The organism is Arenibacter hampyeongensis (assembly GCF_002909255.1).
In the GTDB taxonomy this organism is placed as follows: domain Bacteria; phylum Bacteroidota; class Bacteroidia; order Flavobacteriales; family Flavobacteriaceae; genus Arenibacter; species Arenibacter hampyeongensis.
The window spans coordinates 112,733-139,044 of record NZ_PIOB01000001.1 but is presented as its reverse complement, the minus strand read 5'-3'; the positions used below and the strand labels follow the sequence as shown (position 1 = coordinate 139,044).

At 39.9% G+C, this 26,312-nt stretch carries 21 protein-coding genes; 11 read left to right on the top strand and 10 right to left on the bottom strand.

Going from position 1 to position 26,312, the window contains the following annotated elements:
- Nucleotides 1-22 precede the first annotated feature (22 nt).
- The 5 genes from CWD91_RS00585 (at nucleotide 23) to nadD (ending at nucleotide 3,444) form a co-directional block, all read left to right on the top strand.
- A complete protein-coding gene (locus CWD91_RS00585; RefSeq protein WP_103439836.1) occupies nucleotides 23-838 on the top strand; it encodes a 3-keto-disaccharide hydrolase in 816 nt (271 codons plus the stop codon).
- Nucleotides 839-1,210 (top strand): SdpI family protein, encoded by a 372-nt coding sequence (locus CWD91_RS00580; protein WP_103439015.1) that lies wholly within the window; start codon nucleotides 839-841, stop codon nucleotides 1,208-1,210.
- Nucleotides 1,211-1,325: 115 nt separating this feature from the next.
- Nucleotides 1,326-2,183: a YicC/YloC family endoribonuclease gene (locus CWD91_RS00575; protein ID WP_103439014.1), complete on the top strand. Its 858-nt coding sequence runs from the start codon at nucleotides 1,326-1,328 to the stop codon at nucleotides 2,181-2,183.
- The gene (gene gmk, locus CWD91_RS00570; RefSeq protein WP_103439013.1) at nucleotides 2,183-2,773 is read left to right on the top strand and encodes a guanylate kinase; all 591 of its coding nucleotides are present in this window, start codon (nucleotides 2,183-2,185) and stop codon (nucleotides 2,771-2,773) included. The genes CWD91_RS00575 and gmk overlap by 1 nt, the downstream gene beginning before the upstream one ends.
- A gap of 86 nt (nucleotides 2,774-2,859) precedes the next feature.
- Complete coding sequence (nadD, locus tag CWD91_RS00565) at nucleotides 2,860-3,444, top strand: nicotinate (nicotinamide) nucleotide adenylyltransferase (protein WP_103439835.1); 585 nt, start codon at nucleotides 2,860-2,862, stop codon at nucleotides 3,442-3,444.
- Nucleotide 3,445: 1 nt separating this feature from the next.
- On the opposite strand, the gene CWD91_RS00560 is transcribed toward nadD, so the two are convergent.
- From CWD91_RS00560 to CWD91_RS00550, 3 genes are all read right to left on the bottom strand, one after another.
- Nucleotides 3,446-4,159 (bottom strand): DUF6503 family protein, encoded by a 714-nt coding sequence (locus tag CWD91_RS00560; RefSeq protein ID WP_103439012.1) that lies wholly within the window; start codon nucleotides 4,157-4,159, stop codon nucleotides 3,446-3,448.
- A gap of 27 nt (nucleotides 4,160-4,186) precedes the next feature.
- The gene (locus tag CWD91_RS00555) at nucleotides 4,187-6,454 is read right to left on the bottom strand and encodes an inorganic phosphate transporter (protein WP_103439011.1); all 2,268 of its coding nucleotides are present in this window, start codon (nucleotides 6,452-6,454) and stop codon (nucleotides 4,187-4,189) included.
- 73 nt (nucleotides 6,455-6,527) lie between these two features.
- The gene (locus CWD91_RS00550; protein WP_103439010.1) at nucleotides 6,528-7,733 is read right to left on the bottom strand and encodes a porin; all 1,206 of its coding nucleotides are present in this window, start codon (nucleotides 7,731-7,733) and stop codon (nucleotides 6,528-6,530) included.
- A gap of 332 nt (nucleotides 7,734-8,065) precedes the next feature.
- On the opposite strand from CWD91_RS00550, the gene dgt reads away from it, so the two are divergent.
- Nucleotides 8,066-9,409, top strand: coding sequence for a dGTP triphosphohydrolase (gene dgt, locus CWD91_RS00545; protein WP_103439009.1), 1,344 nt, complete (start codon nucleotides 8,066-8,068; stop codon nucleotides 9,407-9,409).
- Here the strand turns inward: dgt and CWD91_RS00540 are convergent.
- Nucleotides 9,406-10,533 carry a DUF3078 domain-containing protein gene (locus CWD91_RS00540; RefSeq protein WP_103439008.1) on the bottom strand — a complete coding sequence of 376 codons (1,128 nt, stop codon included), beginning with the start codon at nucleotides 10,531-10,533 and terminating at the stop codon, nucleotides 9,406-9,408. The genes dgt and CWD91_RS00540 overlap by 4 nt on opposite strands.
- 1 nt (nucleotide 10,534) lies before the next feature.
- On the bottom strand, nucleotides 10,535-12,313 hold the full coding sequence (locus CWD91_RS00535; protein ID WP_103439007.1) for a 1-deoxy-D-xylulose-5-phosphate synthase: 1,779 nt from the start codon (nucleotides 12,311-12,313) through the stop codon (nucleotides 10,535-10,537).
- Nucleotides 12,314-12,465: 152 nt separating this feature from the next.
- Here CWD91_RS00535 and CWD91_RS00530 point away from each other — a divergent pair, with 152 nt between their 5' ends.
- Both CWD91_RS00530 and CWD91_RS00525 read left to right on the top strand, forming a co-directional pair.
- Nucleotides 12,466-12,915: a nucleoside deaminase gene (locus CWD91_RS00530; RefSeq protein ID WP_103439834.1), complete on the top strand. Its 450-nt coding sequence runs from the start codon at nucleotides 12,466-12,468 to the stop codon at nucleotides 12,913-12,915.
- Between the two features lie 112 nt (nucleotides 12,916-13,027).
- The gene (locus CWD91_RS00525) at nucleotides 13,028-13,411 is read left to right on the top strand and encodes a hypothetical protein (protein WP_192877615.1); all 384 of its coding nucleotides are present in this window, start codon (nucleotides 13,028-13,030) and stop codon (nucleotides 13,409-13,411) included.
- A gap of 81 nt (nucleotides 13,412-13,492) precedes the next feature.
- Here CWD91_RS00525 and CWD91_RS00520 read toward each other — a convergent pair whose 3' ends face one another.
- The 4 genes from CWD91_RS00520 to aspS all read right to left on the bottom strand — a co-directional run bounded on the left by CWD91_RS00520 (nucleotide 13,493) and on the right by aspS (nucleotide 17,641).
- On the bottom strand, nucleotides 13,493-13,687 hold the full coding sequence (locus CWD91_RS00520) for a cold-shock protein (RefSeq protein ID WP_103439005.1): 195 nt from the start codon (nucleotides 13,685-13,687) through the stop codon (nucleotides 13,493-13,495).
- 91 nt (nucleotides 13,688-13,778) lie between these two features.
- Entirely contained in the window at nucleotides 13,779-14,030 is a 252-nt protein-coding gene (locus tag CWD91_RS00515) for a hypothetical protein (RefSeq protein ID WP_103439004.1), read from the bottom strand.
- A gap of 14 nt (nucleotides 14,031-14,044) precedes the next feature.
- Nucleotides 14,045-15,838, bottom strand: coding sequence for a chloride channel protein (locus tag CWD91_RS00510; RefSeq protein ID WP_103439003.1), 1,794 nt, complete (start codon nucleotides 15,836-15,838; stop codon nucleotides 14,045-14,047).
- Between the two features lie 54 nt (nucleotides 15,839-15,892).
- Nucleotides 15,893-17,641, bottom strand: coding sequence for an aspartate--tRNA ligase (aspS, locus tag CWD91_RS00505; RefSeq protein WP_103439002.1), 1,749 nt, complete (start codon nucleotides 17,639-17,641; stop codon nucleotides 15,893-15,895).
- A gap of 179 nt (nucleotides 17,642-17,820) precedes the next feature.
- Between aspS and CWD91_RS00500 the strand changes: the two genes are divergently transcribed.
- The 3 genes from CWD91_RS00500 to CWD91_RS00490 all read left to right on the top strand — a co-directional run bounded on the left by CWD91_RS00500 (nucleotide 17,821) and on the right by CWD91_RS00490 (nucleotide 22,645).
- Nucleotides 17,821-20,793: a SusC/RagA family TonB-linked outer membrane protein gene (locus CWD91_RS00500; RefSeq protein ID WP_103439001.1), complete on the top strand. Its 2,973-nt coding sequence runs from the start codon at nucleotides 17,821-17,823 to the stop codon at nucleotides 20,791-20,793.
- A gap of 17 nt (nucleotides 20,794-20,810) precedes the next feature.
- Complete coding sequence (locus tag CWD91_RS00495) at nucleotides 20,811-22,091, top strand: RagB/SusD family nutrient uptake outer membrane protein (protein WP_103439000.1); 1,281 nt, start codon at nucleotides 20,811-20,813, stop codon at nucleotides 22,089-22,091.
- 200 nt (nucleotides 22,092-22,291) lie between these two features.
- Nucleotides 22,292-22,645: a toxin-antitoxin system YwqK family antitoxin gene (locus tag CWD91_RS00490; protein WP_103439833.1), complete on the top strand. Its 354-nt coding sequence runs from the start codon at nucleotides 22,292-22,294 to the stop codon at nucleotides 22,643-22,645.
- Between the two features lie 174 nt (nucleotides 22,646-22,819).
- Here the strand turns inward: CWD91_RS00490 and CWD91_RS00485 are convergent, their stop codons facing one another.
- Nucleotides 22,820-26,308 (bottom strand): efflux RND transporter permease subunit, encoded by a 3,489-nt coding sequence (locus CWD91_RS00485; RefSeq protein ID WP_103438999.1) that lies wholly within the window; start codon nucleotides 26,306-26,308, stop codon nucleotides 22,820-22,822.
- Nucleotides 26,309-26,312: the final 4 nt, after the last annotated feature.

The following is a 26,312-nucleotide window of genomic DNA, read 5'->3' as shown; positions in this document are numbered from 1 at the left end:
AATACTAGATAAGTCTATGAAAATGAGATCTATTTATATCACTTTTATATTGATATTGGCGTTCGCCTGTAAGGAAAAGATTACCGTGGACCCATTGGAGCCAAAGGCAATTGAGAAAGATACTGAGGTTCCTGGTGAATACTCCGGTACAGAGCCTACTACTCCTGAGGAGACCGAATTCTATAAGCCGGTGCCGCCTGTCGTAAATCCACATGACCCAATAAAAGGAGCTCCAAGTGATGCCATTGTACTCTTTAGAGGAGGAAATCTGGACAATTGGATATCTTCAAGGGATAGCACTGCGGCCAAATGGTTTGTAAACAATGACGGTAGTATGACGGTCAATAACAAGACTGGGGATATACAAACTGTTCAAAATTTTGGCAGTATGCAATTGCACCTGGAATGGAAGTCTCCTGCGGAAATTCAGGGCAAAGGGCAAAGTAGGGGCAATAGCGGCGTTTTTCTACAAGGCCTGTACGAGGTTCAGGTTTTGGACAATAACGATAACGATACCTATGTTAATGGCCAAGTGGGTTCCATATACAAGCAACATACTCCTCTTGCCAAGGCCTCCGTACCAACCGGGGAATGGAATACCTATGATATCATTTATCATGCGCCCGAGTTCGATAAGGATGGGAATAAAATTAGATCGGGAACAGTAACGGTTTTGCATAATGGTGTTCTGGTACAGGACCATGTTGAAATTAAGGGAACAACACCTTATATAGGCTGGCCCAAGAATCCAGCCCATGGCAAGGGTCCTTTAAAACTACAGGACCATGGGGACAATAGCAGGGTGAGTTATAGGAATATTTGGGTGCGGGAGCTTTAGATGGAATGGGCGTTATTCATTGGAGCCACAGCTCCCAGCCTGCTATTAATGATTTTTGCCTTGTTCTATAGAGCATACCCTCCCAAAAATATAAATTTTATTTATGGCTATCGCACCTGGAAAAGCATGAGGAACCAGGAGACTTGGGATTTTGGCAACAAAATTGGAGCCAAAATGATGTTTTTTGTGGGTGTGTCCACCCTAACGGTCGGTACTGCCACCTATTTCATTTCTCCAAATTGGGCCTTGGGTGTTTCCCTTTTTTTCCTGGTTGTTGCCATGTTTGTGGGTATATTTTGGTGCGAGAGGCAATTCAGGTTTCATTTTGACAAAAGCGGTAAACGGTTAAATAGTGGGAGCCCAATCAATTAGGGAAGAGATCTAAATGGTATTAGATCACGTTTATTAATGGCTTTACACGGGTCTTGGCCATTAAGCTATACAAACCCCAATTTTATTTACCTTTGACAAAATTTAAAAATATTTTATGATCCAATCAATGACAGGGTTTGGGAAGCATGTTATTCAACTTCCTTCGAAAAAAATTACCATTGAAATCAAATCGCTCAACAGTAAAAGTCTTGATTTAAATGCACGTATACCTTCCACCTATAGGGAAAAGGAATTGGAATTACGCAGGACCATTGCCGGTTCTTTGGTTAGGGGAAAAATAGATTTTAGTCTCTATATTGAAAATACGGGAGCTGAGACCTCTTCCGAAGTCAACGAAGTTGTGGTAAGGCAATATATGAAGCAATTGGGACATATTGTTTCTGGAAATGAAATGGGCCTCTTGGAAATAGCTATGCGTATGCCCGATACCATGAAAACTGAACGTGAGGACATTGACGAAGAGGAATATAAGGTAATAAAGGAAACGCTGGAGGAGGCACTCAAGGAAATAAATATTTTCAGAACGGAAGAAGGTAAGGTCTTGGAAGCAGATTTTGAGGCTAGAATAGACGTTTTAAAGGATTTATTGGACAAGGTTGCACAAATGGACCCCGATAGGCTTTTAACGATAAGGGAGCGTCTGGAAAAGGCTGTTGCAGACCTTAAGACTAACCTGGATGCCAATCGCTTTGAACAAGAGCTTATTTATTATCTTGAGAAATATGATATTACCGAGGAAAAAGTCCGTTTGCTAAATCACTTGGATTATTTTGCCAGTACGTTGAAATCGGATGACTCCAACGGTAAGAAATTGGGATTCATCAGTCAGGAAATTGGAAGGGAGATCAATACCATAGGTTCCAAGGCAAATTTTGCCCCAATGCAGCAGTTAGTGGTACAGATGAAGGACGAATTGGAAAAGATTAAAGAACAAATGCTTAATGTTTTATAATGGAAGGAGGAAAACTAATAATTTTTTCTGCCCCTTCAGGTAGTGGAAAAACAACCATAGTCAAACATTTATTAAACCAGCCCGAGCTCAATTTGGCTTTTTCCATTTCGGCTACTTCAAGGCCCAGACGTGGCAAGGAGAAACACGGCGAGCATTATTATTTTATGAGCTTGTCCGAATTTAAGCAGCATATAAAGGACGATGATTTTCTTGAATGGGAGGAAGTCTACAGGGATAATTTCTACGGGACTTTAAAAAGTGAGGTAGACCGCCTTTGGGCCGAGGGGAAGAATGTAATTTTTGATATAGATGTTGTGGGAGGTTTGCGAATAAAAAAGAAGTTTCCGGAGCAGACCCTTGCCGTCTTTGTAAAGCCTCCCAGTGTAGATGAACTTAAGATTAGGCTGAAAAAGCGAAGTACGGAATCGGACGATAAAATAAATATGCGAATAGCCAAGGCCTCTGTAGAACTGGCCACTGCCCCGCAATTTGATACTGTAATAAAGAATTATGATTTGGATACTGCCCTAAACCAGGCACATAAGTTGGTAGCAGATTTTGTAGGCACTGAAATTAAGAATAAAATTTAGGACGATGTTAACCGTTACAAATCTATTCCGCCAAATTAAAATTAAAATAATTCATTGAAAAATGATGCTGAATCAAGTTTCGCATGATTAAGAAAATAGGGCTTTATTTCGGTACTTTTAATCCAATTCATATTGGGCATTTGGTGATTGCCAATCATATGGTGGAATTTTCCGACTTGGATGAGGTCTGGTTTGTAGTAACCCCTCAAAGTCCCTTTAAAACCAAAAAGACCCTGCTGGACAATCATCATCGTTATCAATTGGTAGTTGAAGCCACCCATGATTATCCAAAATTAAAACCGAGCAAAATTGAGTTCGACCTACCACAACCCAATTATACCGTAAATACCCTGGCGTATTTGCAGGAAAAATATGAAGTTGATCATGATTTCTGTTTGATTATGGGGGAGGACAATTTAAAAGGCTTGCACAAATGGAAGAACTTTGAGGTTATTCTGGAAAATCATTCCATTTACGTCTACCCCAGGATTTCGGAAGGGGAAGTAGAACAAAGATTTAGAGACCATGCCAAGATACATCATGTTGCGGCCCCTATCATGGAAATATCATCTACTTTTATAAGGGCACAACATAAAATGGGCAAAAATATTAGACCCTTATTGCCAGAAGGCGTGTGGAAGTATATGGATGAAATGAATTTTTATAGATAGTTTAATTGGAGTTTTGGTCTAGGACATCCGTCCCCAGATATTGATCATTTTTGTTGTAATACCATGCCCTGGTCTTGGGCATTTTAATGCCATTTATGATTTCTACGCCTGACAGTAAAATGTACTCCCCATCATTTTGGGATTCATCATGAAAAAACTGATAGACCTCCATGGCATAGGACGTTGGGTCAAAATAAAAATACCAAGTATCAGTCCCAACTTCTTTTGAGTATGTTGCTTTAAGTCTCAGGTATTTCTTGCCCTTAAAGGTTTTGGTCTCCACACGGGATTCAATAATGGTACCGGGATCTCTTAATTTCATGGGAAGTCCATAGAGATAGGTGTAATAGTCCTTCATTTTTTTTGTCCGTTCACAAGAGATATTATGAGCGGCCTTATCAGCATCTGAAATATTTGTAATGCCGTTAAGAGTTACAAGACATTCACCCTTGTCCACAGTTTGTTCTATGGCATTGTTGTCCCTATTTGTGGTCAATTTAAAACTGGAGGCCGGCAGATCAATTGCTATGTGGCTTTTTCTTTTGTCCCCTTTTGGGGATTCCATAGTGACACTAAAGTTACCCTTAAACGAACTCCAACGGCCATTGGGGTCATGATAGGAAATGGCCTTTTCCAGAAGCTCCGTTCCTCCTATATTTTGCCCAATACAACATGAAATACAACCAAAAAAGACAATTAGGAATACATATTTCATATACTCTTTATATAGTCATTGATCTTATTACACTTCAAGCTTTGCAGGTTTAACCGTGCTATCGTGCTCCTTGTAGTAAAGCTCCAGAAGGTTCATAGTGGCGTTAATAAAATCTTTTGTTTCCAAAAGAAAGGTAAAGTACAAGGTGGTGTTTTTTGGGCTGGATTCTTCGGTACGTGTCCTAGCAATTTGTTTTTCAATTTTTTGTGAAACCATATCCAAAAGTTCCTGTTTGCTTGAAAAAATGTCACCTATTAGATGAAATGATCTACTTCCAAAGGCCGATTTTGTTGCACTGAGCAATTTCTGTAATTCAAGATCTATTTCTTTGAGCTCTTTAATTTGATTGTATTTTAATTTTTTATGGTTATTGTGGATGTGCTTATGGCTTATTTTGTTTAGATATTCCAATGATTGGGCCATATCCTGCAAATACCCTAAAATGTTAATGTATAGGTTACTTGCACCTACACTGGCCTCGTCCAAATTCTTTATAAAATAGAAAATATGATCTCTTAATTCGTCTATTTCATCCGAAAGCTTACCAACACCTTTCTTATTCTTTTTCAGAAGTTCCAAATCTTGCTTTGCAAGTCCGTCTATGATGTTTGTGTATATTTTGTTACTTCTTTTTGCAACGTTGGAAATATTGTCGGCACTTTCCTCGATCACCCCTTGGATAGAACTGCTTTCTGCCTTTCGTAAACTGTCTTCCGCTTTTATTTCCTTGGACTTTTGGTTGTGTGAAATATAATTTCTCACCAGCAATAGCACTGCAAGCAATAATAGGATTGCCACCATGGACGGAACATGAATATTGATAAGGGAAACAATAACTGCAGCGGAAACAAAAGCGATAATGGCTGTAAAGAACCAACCTCCAATAACATTCAATACCCCTGCAACACGGTACACGGCACTTTCTGCTCCCCAGGCCCTATCGGCCAATGATGAACCCATTGCCACCATGAAGGTAACATACGTGGTAGATAATGGTAATTTATAGGACGTGGCCAAGGAAATCAATATACCGGCAACCATTAGGTTAACAGAAGCCCTAACCATATCAAAAGCAGGCATTTCAAAAGTTTTATCCTTGGAAAGTGCTATGACAGGCTTTTTAAAATTGGAATCTATTCTTTCCTGCAAAGATTTTGGTAACAGGGCGGAGGTAACAGATGACAGAGCCATAGCTGATCGTACTATTCCTCTAGATAGAAAATTTGGCTGAAAGCGCTCCTTGGATTCACCTTCCCTGGATAGGTTAATTTCTGTTTGGGTTACATAGCGTGCTTTTTTGGAAAACCATAAGGTGAGCACCATGACCATTCCCGCTACGAACAACAAAATTGTTGGGGTAGGAACCTTTTCGGCCAATACGGTCATACTAAATTCATTGGCTGGAATACCTGAGGCCTGCCAGGCTTCAAAAGACTGCCATGCGGCTATGGGGACTCCTATAAAATTAACAAGGTCGTTCCCTGCAAAAGCAAGTGCCAAGGCAAAAGTTCCTACGATAATAATGAGTTTATACACGTCGTATTTCAATACCACCGAAATTAAATAAGATACCAAGGTCCAAAGAACTAGACTTCCAATGATAATGGTACGGGTATTATTTTGAATATAATCCAGCACATCACCACTTACGAAAGTGGCCCCTTTTAAACCCTTTATTAGAATGAAATAAGTGATTGCGCTCAAGGCAATACCTCCGAAGAGTGCCCCTATGATCTTAGCTTTTTTTCTAAAGTCGAAAGAAAGTAGAATCCTCGACAAATATTGCACCAGGGCCCCAATGGAAAAGGCAATAACGACCGAAAGCAATATGCCCAGAATTATTTCCGTAGCCTTTGAAGTGTTTATGTAGTTATATATATCAATATAATCCCCCCCACTTGAAGCTATTTTAATAAAGGACATAGCAACCGAGGCTCCCAAAAGTTCAAATACAATGGATACTGTGGTGGAGGTGGGCATCCCAACCGTATTGAAAAAATCCAGCAACAGGATATCGGTTATCATAACAGCCATGAAAATTATCATGATCTCACTGAACATGAACTCGCCGGGATGAAAGATACCCTTTCGGGCCACCTCCATCATACCGCTGGAAAAAATGGCACCTATGGCAATACCCAAACTGGCAACAATCATTATGGTCCTAAATGAAATGGCTTTGGAGCCAATTGCGGAGTTTAAAAAGTTTACGGCGTCATTACTAACCCCAACTACTAAATCTGCTATTGCCAAGAAGGCAAGGGCAATAATCATTAATAAATATAAATTGTCCATTATCTTATAAAAATAGTTTGTAAATATCTAAAGTCTCTAGGTTCGTAACGTTATCTTAAGGTTATATTTTTTGCTAAAAATGAACGTCCAGTTGTAGTCTATACATCAATTCATCAGGGCCATTCCCAACAGAAAGGTAACTAATATCTGTTTGTACCTTTAATTTGTGGCCTACAATGTATTTGGAAAGCCCCAGGGTATATTGATTTTCCGGGTTTGCACCAGTAATGTTATTGTTTAATTCTACGTTTGTGTATCTCCCTGAAATCTCCCAATTCCTGTTAAAAAGATATCCTGTTTGCAGATTTATTCCATGGCCAACTTGAACCACATCCCCGGTAAGGGATCCATCCATATTTGTGGCAAATGGGTCATCGGCATCCCTATGGGCGTATTCTGCCATAAATGAGAACCCGTTGTATTTAAACATAGCATCCAGGAAAAGGGTGTTGATATTGGTTTTGTGAAATCCGTAATCGGTTACCATATAAGTTCCTTGACTACCTCTGGTCTTAACAGCATTAAGATTAAGGTTGTAGGTAGCTGCCAACATCAGTTTTGGGGATTTTTCCCTTTTTAAATCGGCACCGCTATATTCACCGCCGCCCGTGAATTCGCCAAAGGGGAGTAGTTCCAAACGTCCGCTGTACTGATGCCCACCTAAGTTTCCAGTGGTAACGTTTCTGCCTTCGCCTTGAGAAATGGCAATTATTTCCCTTATAAGAAATGTATCCGTTATGTTGGAATGGTGTCTAAGTTGTATGCCCATATCCCTGTCCAGGGTAAATTGGCTATTTAGTAGAGAACGATCTACCATTTGAAGGTTGCCAGAGGAAATTACCCGCTCCATGTTGCCAGGGAGTTTGGTTTGGCCTACCCAAAGTTCAAAATTTTGATAAAAATTCCACATTATTACGGCATCCAATATATATCGGGGAGCGTCACTCGTGTATTGGGAGCCACCGGAGATATCCCTATTGGATAATCCCAATTCCAGTTTGTAGCTGAGTTTAGGTGAATAAACAAAGCCATCAAATTTTAACCTGGCCCTCCTGATGAGCGCATTGAAATGAGGGTCTGCAAAGTTCCCATCCGAATTTTCCGTCCAAGTTGTGCCACTCAAAAGTTGCATTCTAGCAGAGATCTTCGCACTCCAGGTACTGTCCTTACCCATCAAGTTAAAAAGGCCTTTGCCAAATTCAGGGGCATTGGTTTCCTGGGAATAAGAGTTAAAAAATGAGCATAATATTAGCCCGAGGGCTAAGCATTTCATTTTCATTTTATATTAGTTTTTGTCGAGCACAAAGAACTTACATAAGTGTTAATTTAAGGTTAATTTAGAAACAATATTACTTTAAATAAAAAAGCTACCTTGGCCAGAGGTAGCTTCTGATTTCAATTCTATAGTCGACAAAAACCAATAATTAAAATGAAACCAAAATAGTCTAAAGACAAGTGCTAAGATGGGGATTACTAATAACCCTATTGTAATCTTAAGTTTAATTAATCGTTAAAAATGGAGCAAACGAATTTTGTTTGTGCAATGTGGATTGGGGTTTTATTATGTGTTGAATGGCTAAAAATGTATCTTGCGGCAACTAAATATAGATTATGAATTGGGAACAACTCCTTTCATTAAAACGCTTTGGTGATACCCACAAAAGATTACGGAAGGAACAGGATGAAACTCGATTGGGTTTTGAGGTGGATTACGATAGAGTAATATTTTCTACTGCCTTTAGGAGTCTACAGGACAAGACCCAGGTAATACCTCTATCCAAAACCGATTTTGTGCATACCCGCCTAACCCATAGCTTGGAAGTCTCGGTAGTGGGGAGGAGCCTTGGTAGAATTGCCGGAAAGAAAATTCTTGAAATACACCCTTACCTAGGTGAAGTACACGGCTATAGATTTAATGATTTCGGTGCCATAGTGGCTGCTGCGGCCCTGGCCCACGATATAGGAAACCCGCCTTTCGGACATAGTGGTGAGAAGGCTATAGGCGAATATTTTAAAACGGGGAAAGGCCAACAATTTAAAGATGTTTTGACCCAAAAGGAATACCAGGATATCATAGATTTCGAAGGCAATGCCAATGGTTACAAGTTATTGACGGAGACCCGAAAGGGGGTAGAAGGTGGTTTGCGACTAAGTTATGCCACCTTGGGCGCTTTTATGAAATACCCAAAAGAATCGTTGCCCAAAAAACCGACCCAACATATTGCAGATAAGAAATTTGGGATTTTTCAACAAGACGTTGTTTCTTTTCGGGAAGTAGCGGTGGAATTGGGCTTGGAACCCAGGGGAAATGGAAAGGATGTTGGCTTTTGCAGACACCCACTTACCTTCTTGGTGGAAGCGGCGGATGATATTTGTTATACTATAATCGATTTTGAGGACGGAATCAATTTGGGGCTTATTTCAGAGGATTTCGCCTTGGAATATTTAATTAAGTTGGTAAAGGACAGCATCAATATAAAGAAGTATAACGATTTGGTCTATATGGAAGATCGACTTAGCTATTTAAGGGCTTTGGCGATCAACACCTTGATTACGGATGCCATTGCTATTTTTATTGAAAATGAGGAAGCTATCCTAAAAGGCGAGTTTTCGGTGTCCTTATTGGAAAAAAGTAGATTCAAGGCGCAGATCGAGGACATTATTAAATTAAGTGTGCAGAAGATCTACCAGTCCCAGGAAGTAATAGAAAAGGAAATAGCCGGTTATAAGATCATCTCGGATATTTTGGATGTGTACACCACGGCTTTGATAAGGGAAAAGGAAGGAAATAGTTCCAATTACGACCGACTAATGATATCCACTTTGCCCGAATCCTATAGGGAAATAACAAATTCTACATATTCAATTCTCTTGAATACGTGCTGTTATGTTGCCAGTTTATCGGATAGTGCGGCGGTACATATCCATAATAAGATTATGGGAAAACAGCTTTAAAAATCATATATTAAACCAACACCAAGCAATTGTTTGAATTGAATTTTGCGTTTGCCCGGGGTTGTAACGGTGCCATCTGCAGCTTTTACCTCGTCGAATATAATATCGTGGTCGTATAAAACATGGGTACCAATGGAGGCCTTTACGTATTTGTTTACTGCCAGGTCCAGGTTTAATTCCCAGTCCACATCAATATTTCCGAAATTCTTTACGTAGTCCGAATATAATTGTAGCCTATGATTTAATTTTATATTTTCATAAACCATGGTTTCCCAACTATTGGAGACCAGAAAACCAAATTCCAGATAAACGTTTTCGCCCTCTTTTATGATGTTACCCTCCACATCTACCAATGCTTTTTGTACCCCAAAAGCACCACCGTTTGCTAAGGTTTGGTCCATTACAAAAGTAGACTTGAAGGTAAGCGGTGCCAAACGCAGGTTGAACTTCTTGCCTTCCGGAATGTAGGAAGTACCAGCACCCAAAAGGGCATAACCAGGAGCCATAAATCTGGAAATTGGTTTATCTCTATTGGGGTATTTGTAACCATTGGAGAATTGCGTTCTAAATTCGGCACTGGCGGAATAGTACCAATTGCTGATGGTATCCCTTCTAAAAGCAAAAGTGGATGAAAACCGAAGTGCATCGTCAGATTTTCTTAATTTAAAACCTTCCTGTGCATTAAGGCCATATCGGATGTCAAGATTGTTATTTAATTGTATATATCGAAACTTGTAATTACGTACAAATTTTGCACTGGCTAAACCGGAAATGGAATTGTTACCCCCTGCATTCCAGTTTACAAAGGCTACTTCACTAAAATTAAATCCAAGTTTATTTTCCTTATCCCAGAAGGAAGGAATACTAAAGCGCCTATATTTTTCTTCCAAAGGTTTGGTGCGCTTAAAGGAAACTACTGGATTGGTAAGGTCGGCACCCCTTGGAATATATTTTATTTTGTCCTGCAAGGTCCTTATCACTATGGTGTCTATTCGCATAGAATCGACTCGCATGGAGTCTACCTGAGTAGAATCGGGAACTTGTGGAGCCGGTATAGTATCTTGGGCAAATAAGAAATTAAAATTTAGAAACAGAAGGACAATAATGAAAATTTTACCGTACATGCTAATCAGAATTCAAAAGGTTGTTAATATATTTTTTAAAGGTCGACATATCTATTTTAGCCAATTTTTGGAGCTCTTCCACTGTGCCATGCTCTATAAAAACATCTTCAACACCAAAAATCTTTATGGGCACAAAACTATGGATCTCATTGGCATATTCCAAAATTGCACTTCCAAATCCACCTATTTTGCAACCATCCTCTATGGTGATGACCTGCTCATAGGTAGTGAATATTTTCCTCAACATAACAGTGTCCAAAGGTTTTACAAAACGCATGTTGTAATGACCAATAAGGCTATTATCTTTAAGATTTTTCAGCAAACTGCTGACCATATTTCCTATATGACCGATCGAAAGTACCGCAATTTTCGTTCCTTTTTTTAATTCTTGCGATATTCCTATTGGTATTTTATTAAAATTTTGTTTCCAATCCAGGATTGCGCCAGTTCCTCTTGGGTATCTTATTGCTATAGGATGCCCTAATCCCAGTTGAGCTGTATACATTATGTCCCTGAGCTCAATTTCATTCATCGGTGCAAAAATAATAAGATTTGGAATACAGCGTAAATAGGCCATATCATAGATGCCATGATGGGTTGCACCGTCCTGCCCCACGATACCTGCACGATCCAAACAGAAGATAACAGGGAGATCCTGTAGTGCCACATCGTGGATAATCTGATCATATGCACGTTGTAAAAAAGTAGAGTAGATATTGCAAAAAGGCACCAATCCTTCCGCGGCCATACCAGCTGCCATGGTTACTGCATGTTGCTCAGCTATGCCAACATCAAAAGCCCTTTCCGGTAATTGTTCCATCATGTACTTTAAGGAGCTACCAGTAGGCATGGCCGGAGTTATACCCACGATGTTTTTATTTTTTTTAGCCAACTCCACTAAGGTTTGTCCAAATACATCTTGGTACTTAGGAGGCTGCTTTTCAAAAGTTTGGGGCAAAAGGTCACCCGTTTCCTTGTTGAATTTTCCTGGGGCGTGATACACTACTTGATTTTCCTCCGCTTTTCTGAGGCCTTTGCCTTTGGTGGTTATGATATGAAGTAGTTTGGGGCCTTCAATAGATTTAAGCCTGTTCAATTCCTTAATCAGGGCGGCCAAGTCATGGCCATCCAGAGGGCCTGAATAGTTAAAATTTAAACATTCAAAAATGTTTTCATCTTTGGCAGTCCCTTTTTTAACATTGGTAAGGTATCTTTTTAGGGCTCCTACGCTTGGGTCTATTCCTATAGCGTTGTCATTGAGTATTATAAGAATGTTGGCATTGGTGTCCCCTGCGTGGTTAAGCCCTTCGAAGGCCATGCCACTGGCAATGGATGCATCGCCAATTACTGCAATATGCTGTCTCTTCTTTTCGCCCTTTAGCTGTGAAGCCAAGGCCATCCCTAAAATAGCTGAAATAGAAGTAGAGCTATGTCCTGTACCAAAATCGTCATATGGGCTTTCTGTACGTTTTGGGAATCCACTAATACCTCCCATTTGTCTGTTGGTATTAAATACTTCCCTTCTACCGGTTAATATTTTATGACCGTAAGCCTGATGGCCCACATCCCAAATTAACTTGTCGTTAGGGGTGTCAAATACATAGTGCAGGGCAATTGTTAGTTCCACCACTCCCAAGCTAGCTCCTAAATGTCCTTCCTTGGTAGCTACAATGTCTATTATGAACGCCCGTAATTCTTGGGCGAGTTGTATTAAATCGACAATTTCTAAGGTTCGAATATCCTTAGGGTAGTTAATATGTTGGAGAATTCCGCTAGGCATACTTAAAATATTAGGCAAAACTAAGTTATTTAAATGTTGAATTGTATATTTCTTGGGGTATCATTAATGGTTTTTCCGGAAATCTTAAACAAATTGTATTTTTTTTGACCCTATGCCAATATTTGTTACTATTGTGACTTAAAATGATTTTTATGATCAACCCCTTCGACGATACTTATTTTATGAAAAAGGCCTTGCAAGAGGCAGAGGCCGCTTTTGAAAAAGGGGAGGTTCCCGTAGGGGCGGTTATCGTTGTTGAGAATAGAATAATAGCAAGGGCTCACAATTTAACCGAACGGTTGAATGATGTTACTGCACATGCCGAAATGCAGGCCATAACCGCTGCAGCTAATTTTTTGGGTGGGAAATATCTACACAACTGTACCCTATATGTAACCTTGGAACCATGTCAAATGTGCGCTGGTGCCCTGTATTGGAGTCAAATTTCGAAGATTGTCTATGCCGCAAAGGATGTGGATAGGGGCTTTGTAGCCATGGGGACCAAAATACATCCCAAAACAGAATTACTTAGTGGGGTTTTGGAAGAGGAAGCTGCTGAAATTCTAAAGCGCTTTTTTATTCAAAAACGAAATTTGAACTAGTTATTTATTTTAATGTTAAACGTTACGCAACCATTTTAGGGAATTGGGGTCTATTTATATATAATCTTTTTGGAATATGAAGGTTCGCGGTCTAATATTGTATTTGGGTTTTATGCTCATTTTACTGGGATGCACAAAGGAGAATACCCATGGTAATGATAATCTAGTCAACGGGAGTTGGAACCTGACCAATATAAGTGGCGGATTCGCAGGGATTGATGATGATTTTCTTAAAGGTAAAATTGTTTGGAAATTTGATAGCAAGGGTGAGACATTGGTAGTTGTCAATAATGACGAGTCCAATTCAATATATAATGGCTTGCCAACAGGAACCTATACCTATTCCGTTCTACAGGAGAAAGACAAATTTTATTTATTGGTAAATGACAAGGAGATGGGTGGAATTTTGGTGGACGAAACAAAATTGGTCCTGGACCAAAATAGTACCACGTCCGGTAGTGGGGCAGATGGATTTGTACTTGTTTTGGAAAGATAGGCATCATGTATCACTAAGGGCATAAAAACAAAAAACCCTGGACGAACCAAGGGTTTTCAATGCTTTCAAAATAAAATATTATTAGCCAATAACTTGCACTTGCGCAGCAACTATTCCTTTTCGGCCTTCTTCTTCCTGGTATTCTACTTTGTCACCTTCGTTAAGTTCAGTTCCGTTTAATGCGGTTGCATGAACAAAAATGTCTTTACCTGTGTCATCGTTGGTAATGAAGCCAAATCCCTTGGATTCATTAAAAAATTTTACTGTTCCAGTCATTCCAATGAAATTAAAATAATAATCGTTTAGATTACTAATTTATGTTTTTTTGGGCAAAATTGAATGTAATCGATTTAAAAAAATATCAAAATCATTGATTATCAGTGGTTTCCTTTTCTTTTCCTTGCATTTTTCTAATGTTTTCCTCCGTTAGCATATAATCCTTCATTTTTTTGCCTTTACTAACTTTAATAAGAAATAGGGGCATGGCCACCAAAAAAATTCCTACTGTCCCAAAACCAATACATTTGTCGGATAAGGCCTTATTTTCCTCATTTATGCTAAACCCATAAATAATTGAAGCCAAGGAAGCCAAAAGAATTAAGGAGATGATATACTTCATGCTGAAAAGCGGATTTAAGAGGTTAAATTTATTAATTTCCTTCGGTATGCGGTCAACAGTTTTGATTTGGAAATAAAACCAATATATTTTTCATTCTTAATAACCGGTAGGTTCCAAGCGCCACTACTTTGAAATTTCTCCATGATATCGGTCATTTTATCTTTATCCAATTCAATAATATCCGGGGGGGTATTCATAATGTCTATTGCCATCACTTCTTTGTACAATTTCTGATTGAACATTATGGGGCGTATATCATCCAATAAAATTATCCCAAGCAGTGTGTTGTCTTCCCTGTCAATTACAGGGAATATATTTCTATTGGATTTTACGACTGCTTCGTGCACAATTTCCCCTAGATTCATTTCAGGATAAATAGGGGCAAAATTATCTTCAATTACTTTATCAATATCCATCAAGGTCAATACGGCATGGTCCTTATCATGTGTAATTAATTCTCCTTTTCGGCCCAACTCCATGTTGTAAACAGAATGAGGATGTACATATTTGGTAATTGAATAAGAGATTGCAGAGGTTACCATTAGTGGGATAAATAATTCATATCCCCCTGTAACTTCGGCTATGAGGAATATTGCGGTAAGCGGAGCGTGGAGAACGCCGGCCATAAGTCCAGCCATACCCACCAATGTAAAATTGCTTTCAGAAACTTGGTATGGAAATATTCCTATACTGTTGATTATTTTGGCAATGCAATTGCCCATTATACTACCCATAAAAAGTGTTGGGGCAAAGATTCCCCCAACCCCTCCCGCTCCAAATGTAAGGGCGCAGGCTATAATTTTGAAAAAAACCAATCCGGCTAGCAGGCCTATTACTACCCACACCTGCGAAAGGTCTAGATTAAAAATGTTGTTTTCCAATACTTTTTCAGGGCTTCCTTTGATGAGGTTGTTGATAACATCAAAACCTTCGCCGTATAGTGGAGGTACTAAGTAGACCAAAATGCCAATAGCAATACCCCCATAGAGCAATCTTTTAATAGGAGAATCTATTTTGTCGAATATTTTTTGGACACGCTCATATATTTCGGTGAAATAAATGGAAGTTAGACCTGCAAACAAGCCCAGGATTATAAAGAAGGGGATGTCTGATATAATAAAATTGTCCTCAATTTTGAAAGGCAAAAGTATATCGCTGCCAAAGAAAAAATAGGAAGTAATGATTCCGGAAAGGGAAGCTAAAAGCAAGGGTAACATGGAGGCAATGGTTAGATCCAGGCTGAAGACTTCAATGGCAAAAATAATGGCCGCAATAGGAGCTTTAAATATGGAAGACATGGCCCCCGCAGCGGCACAGCCGATAAGTAAATTCCTAGTCGTCTGGTTTACGTGGAACATTCTTGAAATATTGGAGCTTATTGCTGCCCCTGTTGCCACCGTAGGCCCCTCCAAACCAACCGATCCCCCGAAACCAACTGTTATGGGAGCTGTTAGAATTGATCCGAACATCTGATATTTCCGCATTATTCCCTTCATTTTGGAAATGGCAAAGAGGGTGGAAGGAATACCATGGCTCACTTTGTTCCGAATCACATATTTAATGATCAAATAAACAAGGGTAAGGCCAATTATAGGGAAAACAAAATAAAAGGCGTTGTGGTAATATTTTACCAGATTACCTTCCAATAGATGTTGAAAGAAGTGGGTTAAATTTTTTAGGACAACAGCACCTATCCCGGAGGTAAACCCAACCAAAATACTAAGGATATAAATAAACTGCCTTTGGGATATATGTTTTGCGCGCCAAACCAAAAAGTTGTTTAGCCAGGATTTTTTTAATGCTGCCATGATTTTGAAAAAAATCCTGCTACATTATTATATAGCAGGATTTTAAAGATATGATTATAAATCCAATTTTAGGTGAAGTTCCTTTAACTGTGTGCCATCTATAGGGGCAGGGGCATCGATCATGACATCACGGCCACTGTTGTTTTTTGGAAAAGCAATAAAATCCCGAATAGTTTCTTGTCCGCCCAAAATGGCCACCAATCTGTCAAGGCCAAATGCCAAACCTCCATGTGGCGGGGCGCCATATTGAAAGGCGTCCATTAAAAACCCAAATTGTGCCTTGGCCTCCTCTGGGCTGAAGCCAAGATGTCTGAACATTGTGGCCTGTATTTGTTTATCGTGAATACGTATGGAGCCTCCACCAATTTCATTGCCATTTAACACCAAATCGTACGCATTGGCCTTTACTGCCCCTGGGTCGGTATCCAACAACTCCAACTGTCCAGGTTTTGGTGAGGTAAATGGATGGTGCATAGCGTGGTAATGACCCGTTTCCTCGTCCAGTTCCAAAAGTGGAAAATCTATTACCCAAAGTGGTGCAAATTCATCCTTTTTGCGCAGTCCCAACCGTTCTGCCATTTCCATTCTTAGGGCACTTAACTGAGTCCTGGTTTTATTGGCGTCCCCAGACAGTACGCATATTAAGTCGCCAGGTTTTGCTTTCGTGGTTTCTGCCCATTTGGCAAGATCTTCCTCGTCATAAAATTTGTCAACGGAAGATTTAAACGAGCCATCTTCATTATACTTGGCATAGACCATACCTTTGGCACCGACCTGTGGCCGGCGTACCCAGTCTACAAGCGCGTCAATTTCTTTTCTGGTATAGGTAGCTGCTCCTGGAATGGCAATACCCACTACTAATTCGGCATCGTTGAAAATGCCAAAATCCTTATGTTGGGCACAGGCATTAAGCTCGCCAAATTCCATTCCAAAACGGATATCGGGCTTGTCGTTGCCATATTTCTTCATGGCTTCATCGTAGGTCATTCTGGGGAATTTGTCCACGTCAACCCCTTTTATTGCCTTTAAAAGATGTCTGGTAAGACCTTCAAAGACATTTAAAATATCTTCCTGTTCCACAAAGGCCATCTCACAATCTATTTGGGTGAATTCGGGTTGTCTATCGGCCCTAAGATCTTCGTCCCTAAAGCATTTAACGATCTGGAAGTACTTATCCATTCCCCCTACCATCAATAACTGTTTAAAAGTCTGCGGTGATTGCGGCAAGGCATAAAATTGACCTTCGTTCATTCTACTGGGCACCACAAAATCACGGGCACCCTCTGGGGTGGATTTGATCAAATATGGCGTTTCAACTTCAATGAAACCTTGGTCGGAGAGATGTTTTCTAACTTCCATGGTTACTTTATGTCGAAAAATAAGGTTGTTTTTGACGGGATTTCTTCGAATGTCCAGATATCGGAATTTCATTCGGATGTCTTCCCCACCGTCTGTTTGGTCTTCAATGGTAAAAGGGGGGGTTAAGGATTTATTGAGTATTTTGATCTCTGAGACCAGTACTTCCACATTTCCGGTAGGAATATTTGGATTTTTGGAGGTCCTTTCAATTACGGTTCCCTTAACCTGTATCACAAATTCACGACCTAGGGACCTTGCAATTTCCATAATCTCTTTTGAGGAGCGTTCCTCATCAAAAATGAGTTGGGTAATTCCGTATCGGTCGCGTAAATCGGCCCATATCACAAAACCTTTGTCCCTAACCGTTTGTACCCATCCAGATAGGGTAACTTGTACCTGTTGATGGGCTTCCCGCAATTCACCGCAATTATGACTTCTATACATCATTTTGTTTCATCTATGAAAAGGCAAATGTAAGAAGTAATAGGGTAAGCTGAAAAAAATATCTGCAATTGAGAAATTAGAAAATTTGACTACTATATTTTGTCAAATTCTTGTAATTTTTAGAGAATATTAACAAAACTTAACTATTTTAGTATATAATTCTAACGAAACTCACTAATATGAAACAGAAATTTATTAAGACAAACATGTTCTTATTTTTTTTAGTGACACCTCTGCTATTATTGGCTCAGGATGTTGTTAAGGGAAAGATAACAGACACTGGCCTTGGCGATCCGCTTCCAGGCGTAAATGTGGTAATTAAAGGAACCACAACGGGTACCACCTCGGATTTTGACGGTAATTACGAAATTTCCGTGGATAATTTCCCCGCTACCTTGGTTTTTTCTTCATTGGGATATGCCCCAAAGGAAATGCAAGTGACTGGTCCTACCACTTTAAATGTTGCCATGGAGGAATCGGCAACAGGTTTGGAAGAAGTAGTAGTAACTGGATTGGCAACATCAGTTAAACGAAGTAATTCTGCGAACTCTGTTGCCTCTGTATCGGCAGACGAGTTAACGGGGAGGACGCCGCCACAAACTTTGGATGGTGCCTTGGCCGGTAAATTTGCAGGAGCACAAATTACAGCAGCCTCCGGAGCTCCGGGTGGTGGTATGTCTGTAAAATTAAGGGGGGTAACTTCTATTAATGGACAAGGTCAGCCATTATATATTATTGATGGCGTGTACGTGAATAACAACAGTGTTTATGCTGGGGGTCTAAATGAGATTTCCAATGCCGCTGGTGGTGGTGCTTCCTCCACCGATTCTCAGGACAACGCATCCAATAGGATTGCGGATATTAATCCGGACGATATTCAAAATATTGAGATATTGAAAGGAGCTTCAGCTTCAGCAATTTACGGTTCTAGGGCAGCCGCTGGTGTAATCATTATTACGACCAAAAAAGGTAAAGCAGGAAAAACAAAAATTAATTTTTCCCAAGCCGTAGGATTTAACGAGGCAGTCAACTTATTGGGTCAAAGAAATTGGACCGCAGCATTGGCAGAGGATGTTTATGGCGAAGGTGCACTTTACACGGCAGCTGAATCTGCAGGTAGACTAAGGGATTATGAGAAGGAGATATATGGGGAAAAGGGCTTTCTTACCAATACAAATTTAAGTATATCAGGTGGGTCCGATAAAACCTCTTTTTTTGGAAGCTTTACCAACAACGAGGAGGATGGTATTGTAAAAAGGACCGGGGCATCCAAACAATCGCTTCGGTTAAATGTCGATCACAGGATAACAGACAATATTAAATTGTCTTTAACTGGAAATTATTTGGAGTCAAGTGCGGATAGGGGGTTCTTCAATAATGATAATTCCAATACCACAATAGGGGTTTCCCTATTATTTACCAGGCCTTGGGACTATTTGTTGCCAGATGCTGACGGCAATTATCCCGATCATCCAGCTAATTCCTCCAATCAGATACATACTCGTGATATTATGACGAACAATGAATCGGTTAGCCGTTTAATTGCTGGTGGATCCTTGGATGTGAATTTGTTCAGCAATGAAAATCAAAGTTTAAAAATGATTTTAAAAGCAGGATTGGATACCTACACTCTTAAAACAACGGTTTTTTTCCCTCGGGAATTACAGTTTATGAGTCCGGCTGTTGGCGGAGTGGACGGATTGTCATCTGATGGTACAACGCAGAACACCGATGCCAATTTTTCGGGTTTTTTGGTGCATAATTTTCGAACAGATAATGAACTCAGCTTTACTACCCAGGCGGGGGTGACCAATGAGCAGTTTTCCCAAAATACGGTTAGGGTTACCTCAACGGGTTTAATAGCCTCTGAACAAAATGTGGATCAAGCGGCCAATGTTAAGGTGGATCAATTTAGGTTGGAACAGGAAGATGCCGGTTTTTTCGTTCAGGAAGAGGTTAACTTTCAAGATAAAATAGTTGGAACACTTGGGATAAGAGGAGATAAGTCCTCCAACAACGGTGATGCCAATAAGCTATTTTATTACCCTAAGGCTTCCGCTGCAGTGAATATTCACAATTTCGACTTTTGGAATCTGGAGCAGGTAAATCAGGTTAAGTTGCGTGCCGCTTATGGGGAAGCTGGCAACTTCGCTCCAAATGGAGCACTTTTTACTACTTATATAAACTCCTTGATAGATGGGAATGTTGGGATAATTACCCCAGCAACTCTTGGAGATCCTTCCATTCAGCCAGAAAGACAAAAGGAGTTTGAAATTGGTATGGATGCGGGATTTTTTAACAACAAGGTAACCCTGGAATTTACTTGGTATAACAAAAAAGTGGAAGACTTGATTCTCCAAGCGGATAACGAACCCTCTTCAGGTCATACCTTTCGTTGGGCCAATGCCGGTGCTTTGGAGAATAAGGGTGCCGAACTTGGCATAAATGTAAATGCCTTTGACACAGAGGACTTTTCTTGGGAATCTGGAATCAGTTGGTTTAAAAACAAATCTGAAATCACCGAATTAACGGTAGCTTCATTTGATACACAAGGTTTTGGTACGGGCTTGGGAACATTTAGAATTGAAGAAGGCAAAAGTGCTACCCAAATTGTTGGGAATGACGAAAATGGTAATGTAGTGGCATTAGGAGATGCCGAACCGGATTTTCAAATGTCATTTAACAATAATTTTAAATACAAGGATTTCACTCTATCCTTTTTATGGCACTGGAAGAAAGGTGGCGACAACGTAAACCTAAGTAGGCTACTTTCGGATTTTGGTAACACAAGTGCCGATTATGATGAGGTGTCGCTAGACCCTTCAGGCGCATTGAACAATGGAGATTATAGAAAAAGTGCATTTGGTGCAGGTTTCGCCGGGCCCTTTGTGGAAGATGCTTCTTATTTAAAATTAAGGGAAGTAGGATTGTATTACAATCTTCCGGAAAATACACTTCAAAAACTTTTTAAAGGGACTGTTTCCAATGTAAAGATTGGTCTTTCAGGCCACAATATCATTAGCATTTTTGATTACAACAGTTATGACCCGGAAGTATCAAATTTTGGTTCAGGAGCTGCAGGGATAGGAATTGAAGTGGCACCATTTCCATCGTCCAAAAGATTTATGTTTCACTTATCTATTGGACTATAACATTTAAAAAAAATAATATGAAAATCACAAATAAATTAAAAGTTCTATTTATGACCTTAATCGGATTGCTGATTTTTGGTTGTACTATTGAAGACGGGAAAGATTTAAACGGTCCGGAAACCGTATCAATTTCAGGGGGACTTTCCAGACCAGAACTTCCTCAGGTGGTGTCTGGAATATTGGCCGATATGAGAGATCGTTTAAATACCCAAGAAGATGTTATTTCGGTAGTTGGACGGGACTATTGGAGGCATCAGAGCTCTGACCCCAGATGGACTGGAGATCTTATGACCGGGGTTTTGGATGATAACGCCTTTTATCTTACTACACCTTATGCAGCTCGTTATGCCGTAGTCAAGGAATGTAATCTTTTGTTGGAAGGATTGGAGAATACGACAACAGATTTTTCGGAGGCTGAAAAGGCATCGATTAGGGGGTTTGCAAACACCATTAAGGCCCATCAATTGCTGACAGTTCTCAATTTGTTGTATCAAAATGGAATACGGACCGATGTGGCCGATCCTGATAATTTAGGTAGCTTCGAAGGCTATGATGCCGCTTTGACAACCATTATAGGATTATTGAATACCGCAGCTACTGATTTGGCAACCGGAGGGGATGTATCCCCAAATACTTTGGGAGTCTCCTATTTGGAATTCAATAGGGCCATAACAGCAAGAGCGGCAGCATATCAGGGGAATTACCCACTTGTTTTAAGTGCATTGGACGACTCCTTTATGGATTTTGCGGGCGATATGTATTTAGGAGCATATTACAGGTTTTCTGCCGCAGGATCGGATGAGCTGAATCAGTTATTTTTTGCCTTAAATTCCACTGGGGCCAATGCGAGAATTGCACATCCTGATTTTGTTAATTCTGCTGAGGCAGGAGATGGCCGATTGGGAAAAGCGGTTCTGAGAACGGACGGGGCACTTAATATTGCAGGATTGACTCCAGGAACACATGATGTATATATTTATCAATCCAGCACGGACCCAGTTGCCATGATTAGGAATGAGGAGCTTATATTGTTATATGCAGAAGCGAATATGGCGGATAATCCAGGTGAAGCGGAAATGGCGATCAACGTAGTGAGAGATGCTGCAGGACTTGGTCCTGTTCTTTCGGGCACTGTAGACGAGGATAGGCTTCTATACGAAAGAAGATATTCTTTGTTTGCTGAAGGGCATCGTTGGATAGATTTAAGAAGATTCAACAGATTGGACGAGCTGGTGATAGATAGGACCGGGGATAACCGAGTTACCCAATTTCCTATTCCGCAGAATGAAGGCCAATAAATATAAGGTTTAAAGTACCATTTAAATGAATTGAAATTAAACTCCCTATTTCGGGGAGTTTTTTTATTTGTAAGTAACTGTAAAACAGAAAAATAACTTTCCAATGTAAATTTAATGTTAATTAAATGTATATTTTTCGTAAAATAATAGGTATATTTATTAAGTCGATAGTTTATAAACAAATTAAAATCCCGAATAAAATGAAAGGAATTACCCTAATTTTCGCACTTATATTTTCAGTTGTAATTAATGCACAGGACATAAAACCTGTTTTTGAACAAGATGGTGATGTGTTGAAGGCCACTTATTTCCACGACAATGGTGTAGTTTCCCAGGAGGGTCATTTTCTAAATGGAAAACTTCATGGTGAATGGAAGATGTTTGGTGAAGATGGAAAGAAAATTGCCATGGGTGAATATACCCAAGGAAAGAAAACTGGAAAATGGTTCTTCTGGGATACTAAGATGCTAAAGGAGGTTGATTTTGTGGATGGTAAAATCGCCAATGTTACCCAATGGAACGGAGTTGGAGAATTGGCAATTCACAAACAATAGGACATAATTGTACAAATAGGAACCCGGCGATATTCGCCGGGTTTTTAGTTTATGATCTAACGATTTCTGTATGAAAATGAGGTGTAGTTTTACAGGTTATCTCTAAAGTCAAAATAGCGCACAAAAAAAGTGCCTATTATTAAATAGGCACTTTTCTATTTGGTTAAAAATATCTTAAGCTGTGGTTACAGCCTCATTTTTGATCTTGCTGCTTCCTCTAAGGGCAATTTTCATCCTATAGGTAATATTAAATAGCACTGGTACAATAATCAAAGTAAGAAAGGTGGCAACGATCAAACCAAAAATTACGGTCCAAGCCAAAGGACCCCAGAATACCACATTGTCTCCTCCCATGTAAATGTGGGGGTTAAATTCCGAAAATAACGCAAAGAAGTCGATGTTTAAACCTATTGCCAATGGAATTAATCCTAAAACAGTGGTAATCGCGGTTAGAATAACCGGCCTAAGCCTTGCCTTTCCGCCTTTAATGATGGCTTCCGTAGCATCTTCCTTTGTCAATAGGGCCTTATCATCCATTCCAAGTTTTACCTTCCTACGGTCAATAAGAATCTGGGTATAATCCAAAAGCACCACTCCATTGTTTACAACAATTCCCGCCAGGGAAATTATACCCATCATTGTCATCATAATAACAAACGACCATCCGGTAATCATTAGCCCTCCAAATACCCCTATAAAACTCAGGAAAATGGCAATCATAATAATGAGTGGTTTTGAAATACCGCCAAACTGAAATATCAATATGAGCATGATAAGTCCCAATCCGGTAAAAAATGCTCCTACCAAGAACATCATCTGTTTGTTTTGCTCTTCTATTTGCCCTGTATAATCTATTTTTATGCCTTGTGGAAGGTTCTTAAATTCCTCCATTTCCTTCTGAATTTCGGCCACAATTGCGGCGGCATCCGTAAAACCAGGTTGCAGGCCGGAATAAACGGTAACCACACGTTTATTGTCCCTGTGCTTTATAGCACTAAAACCAGACGTATTTCTCTCGGTTGCCACTGCGGAAACAGGAATTTCCTTGACTTTTCCAGTGGCCTGGTCCCTAAAAATGATGTTTTGATTGAATAGGGCACTTTTGTTGTACCTTAAATCCTCATTAAAACGAACATTTATATCGTAATCCTCACCGTCTTCCTTAAAAATACCGGCTTTTTCCCCAAATAAGGACCTGCGCAATTGGTTTCCGACCTGCCCTACCGAGACCCCAAGTTCACCCGCTTTTTTACGGTCTACCACGACTTGCATGGAAGGTTTGCTTTTATTTACATCGATTTTTATTTCTTCAATACCCGCGATGTTTTTGGTATTTATAAAGTTTCTTATATCCTCGGCAGTATTGATCAATTGGTCGTAATCCTTCCCTTCCAATTCAATATTGATGGGATAACCTGCTGGTGGGCCATTGGCCTCTTTTTCCACAGATATGGCAACACCGGGATAAATACCGCTAAGTCCGGACTGCACTTTGGCACGGATGTCTTCCGTGTTCAATCCTCTCCTATATTTGAACTCACTAAAGTTAACAGTGATTTTTCCTTTATGGGGCATTTCGGCTGCAGAACCTCCATCGGCCAAAGGATTGCCAGCTCCTTCACCTACTTGAGATACTGCAGTGGTCATCATAAAGTTTTTACCATTGTCCATATATGCCTTGTCATTTACAATGGCATAGACCCTTTTTTCAATATCAAGGGTAATGTCATTGGTCTTTTCTATGGCTGTTCCCTCGGGATATTCAATGTATACATAAATTTCATTGGGTTTATTGTCGGGGAAGAATTCAATTTTGGTTCTTCCACTTCCTACAGACATTCCGAATAGCATAAAAACAACTACCAATAACATTGCCGTAATTCCAAAATACCAGTATACATTTTTACCCCTTAAGGCATGTACCAATCTTTTTTCGTACCAGTTTTCAAAGCGTGTCATAGTGTTTTTTTGAAAACGCACGGCCCATTTTTTCACGGCATATTTGTATATCCAGAACATGCCCGCCGTTAGGATCATTACCGAGCCAAAGCCTCTCATGGCTCCGCCGAAGAATAGGATCAAAAATCCAATTCCACCCATAATGATACTAATTCGTACCAACTGCCTTACCGTTAGTTCCTTTTCATCGGTATCCATAAAATTGGACACTAACATGGAGTTCATAAATATGGCTACAAACAAGGACGACCCCAATACCACGGATAAGGTAATCGGGAAATAGATCATAAACTGTCCAAATATCCCCGGCCATAATCCTAAGGGAACAAAGGCTGCAACAGTGGTGGCTGTGGAAATGATAATTGGAAAGGCAATCTCACCAATACCTTTTTTCGCCGCCTCAATACGTGGCATGCCCTCATCCATTAAACGATAGACATTTTCCACTACCACAATTCCGTTATCCACCAACATTCCCAATCCCATGATCATTCCAAAAAGAATCATGGTATTCAGGGTATAGCCTAACCATGACAGGATCATAAAGGACATAAACATCGACATTGGTATTGCAAAACCAACAAATAGGGCATTGCGGAAGCCTAAAAAGAACATTAGGACACCTACTACCAAAATAATTCCAAAAATAATATTGTTGACCAGGTCATCCACTTGGTTAAGAGTTCTTGTGGATGAATCGTTGGCTATGGAAATGTGCAGATCGGGAGGAAAATAGTTGGCTTTGGTGGTTTTTACTATTTCCTTAATTTGATCGGAGGCCGATATGGAATTTTGACCTGCCCGCTTTTTTACGTCCAACATCACTACACTTTCCCCAAATTCCCTGGCATAGGTAGTTTTGTCCTTTTCATCAAAATGTACTTCGGCAATATCTTTTAGATATACGGCCCCGTTTTCTGATTTTACTACAAAATCGTTTAGCAGGCTTGGATTTTCTACCTCACCCAATATACGGATGGTACGTCTTTGTCCACCAATCTTTAAATTTCCAGCAGACATGGTCATGTTACCGTTGCCTATGGCCTGCATAACATCGTCAAAACTTACCTTGGCCGCCATCATTTTATAGACATCAACAGCTACCTCTACTTCTTTTTCCTGCGCTCCACGAATGTCGGCTTTTTTTACCTCTGGAAGATTTTCAATTTCATCCTGCAGGTATTCGGCATATTCCTTTAACTTTTCCACTGGATAATCCCCGGTAAAGTTGATGTTCATGATCGGGACTTCTTCAGAAAAATTGAGGTCGAATACATTTGGTTCTACTTTGGCGCCGTTAAAAGTAGGCCAGTCCTCGCTGGCTTTTTCACCATCAACTTCATCCTTTACCCTTTGTTTTGCCGATTCTACCGAAATCTCTTCATTGAATTCAACAGTGATAATGGAATAGTCCTCTTGTGAAGTAGATACAATCTCTACCACATTGCTTATATTCTTCAATTCATCTTCCAGAGGGTCCGTTATCAACCTTTCAATATCTTCGGCGGTATTACCTGGATAAGGGGTGCTGATATATATTTTCGTTTCTATGATCTCTGGAAAGTCTTCCCTTGGCATGGCAAAATAGGATGATAATCCAATCCATAAAAAGATACCTATCATTACATAAATAACGGAGGGGTTGTCTATGGCCCAGGACGATAAACTAAATTCTTTGTCTGCGTTTTTTTGTAGTTTGCTCATGGAC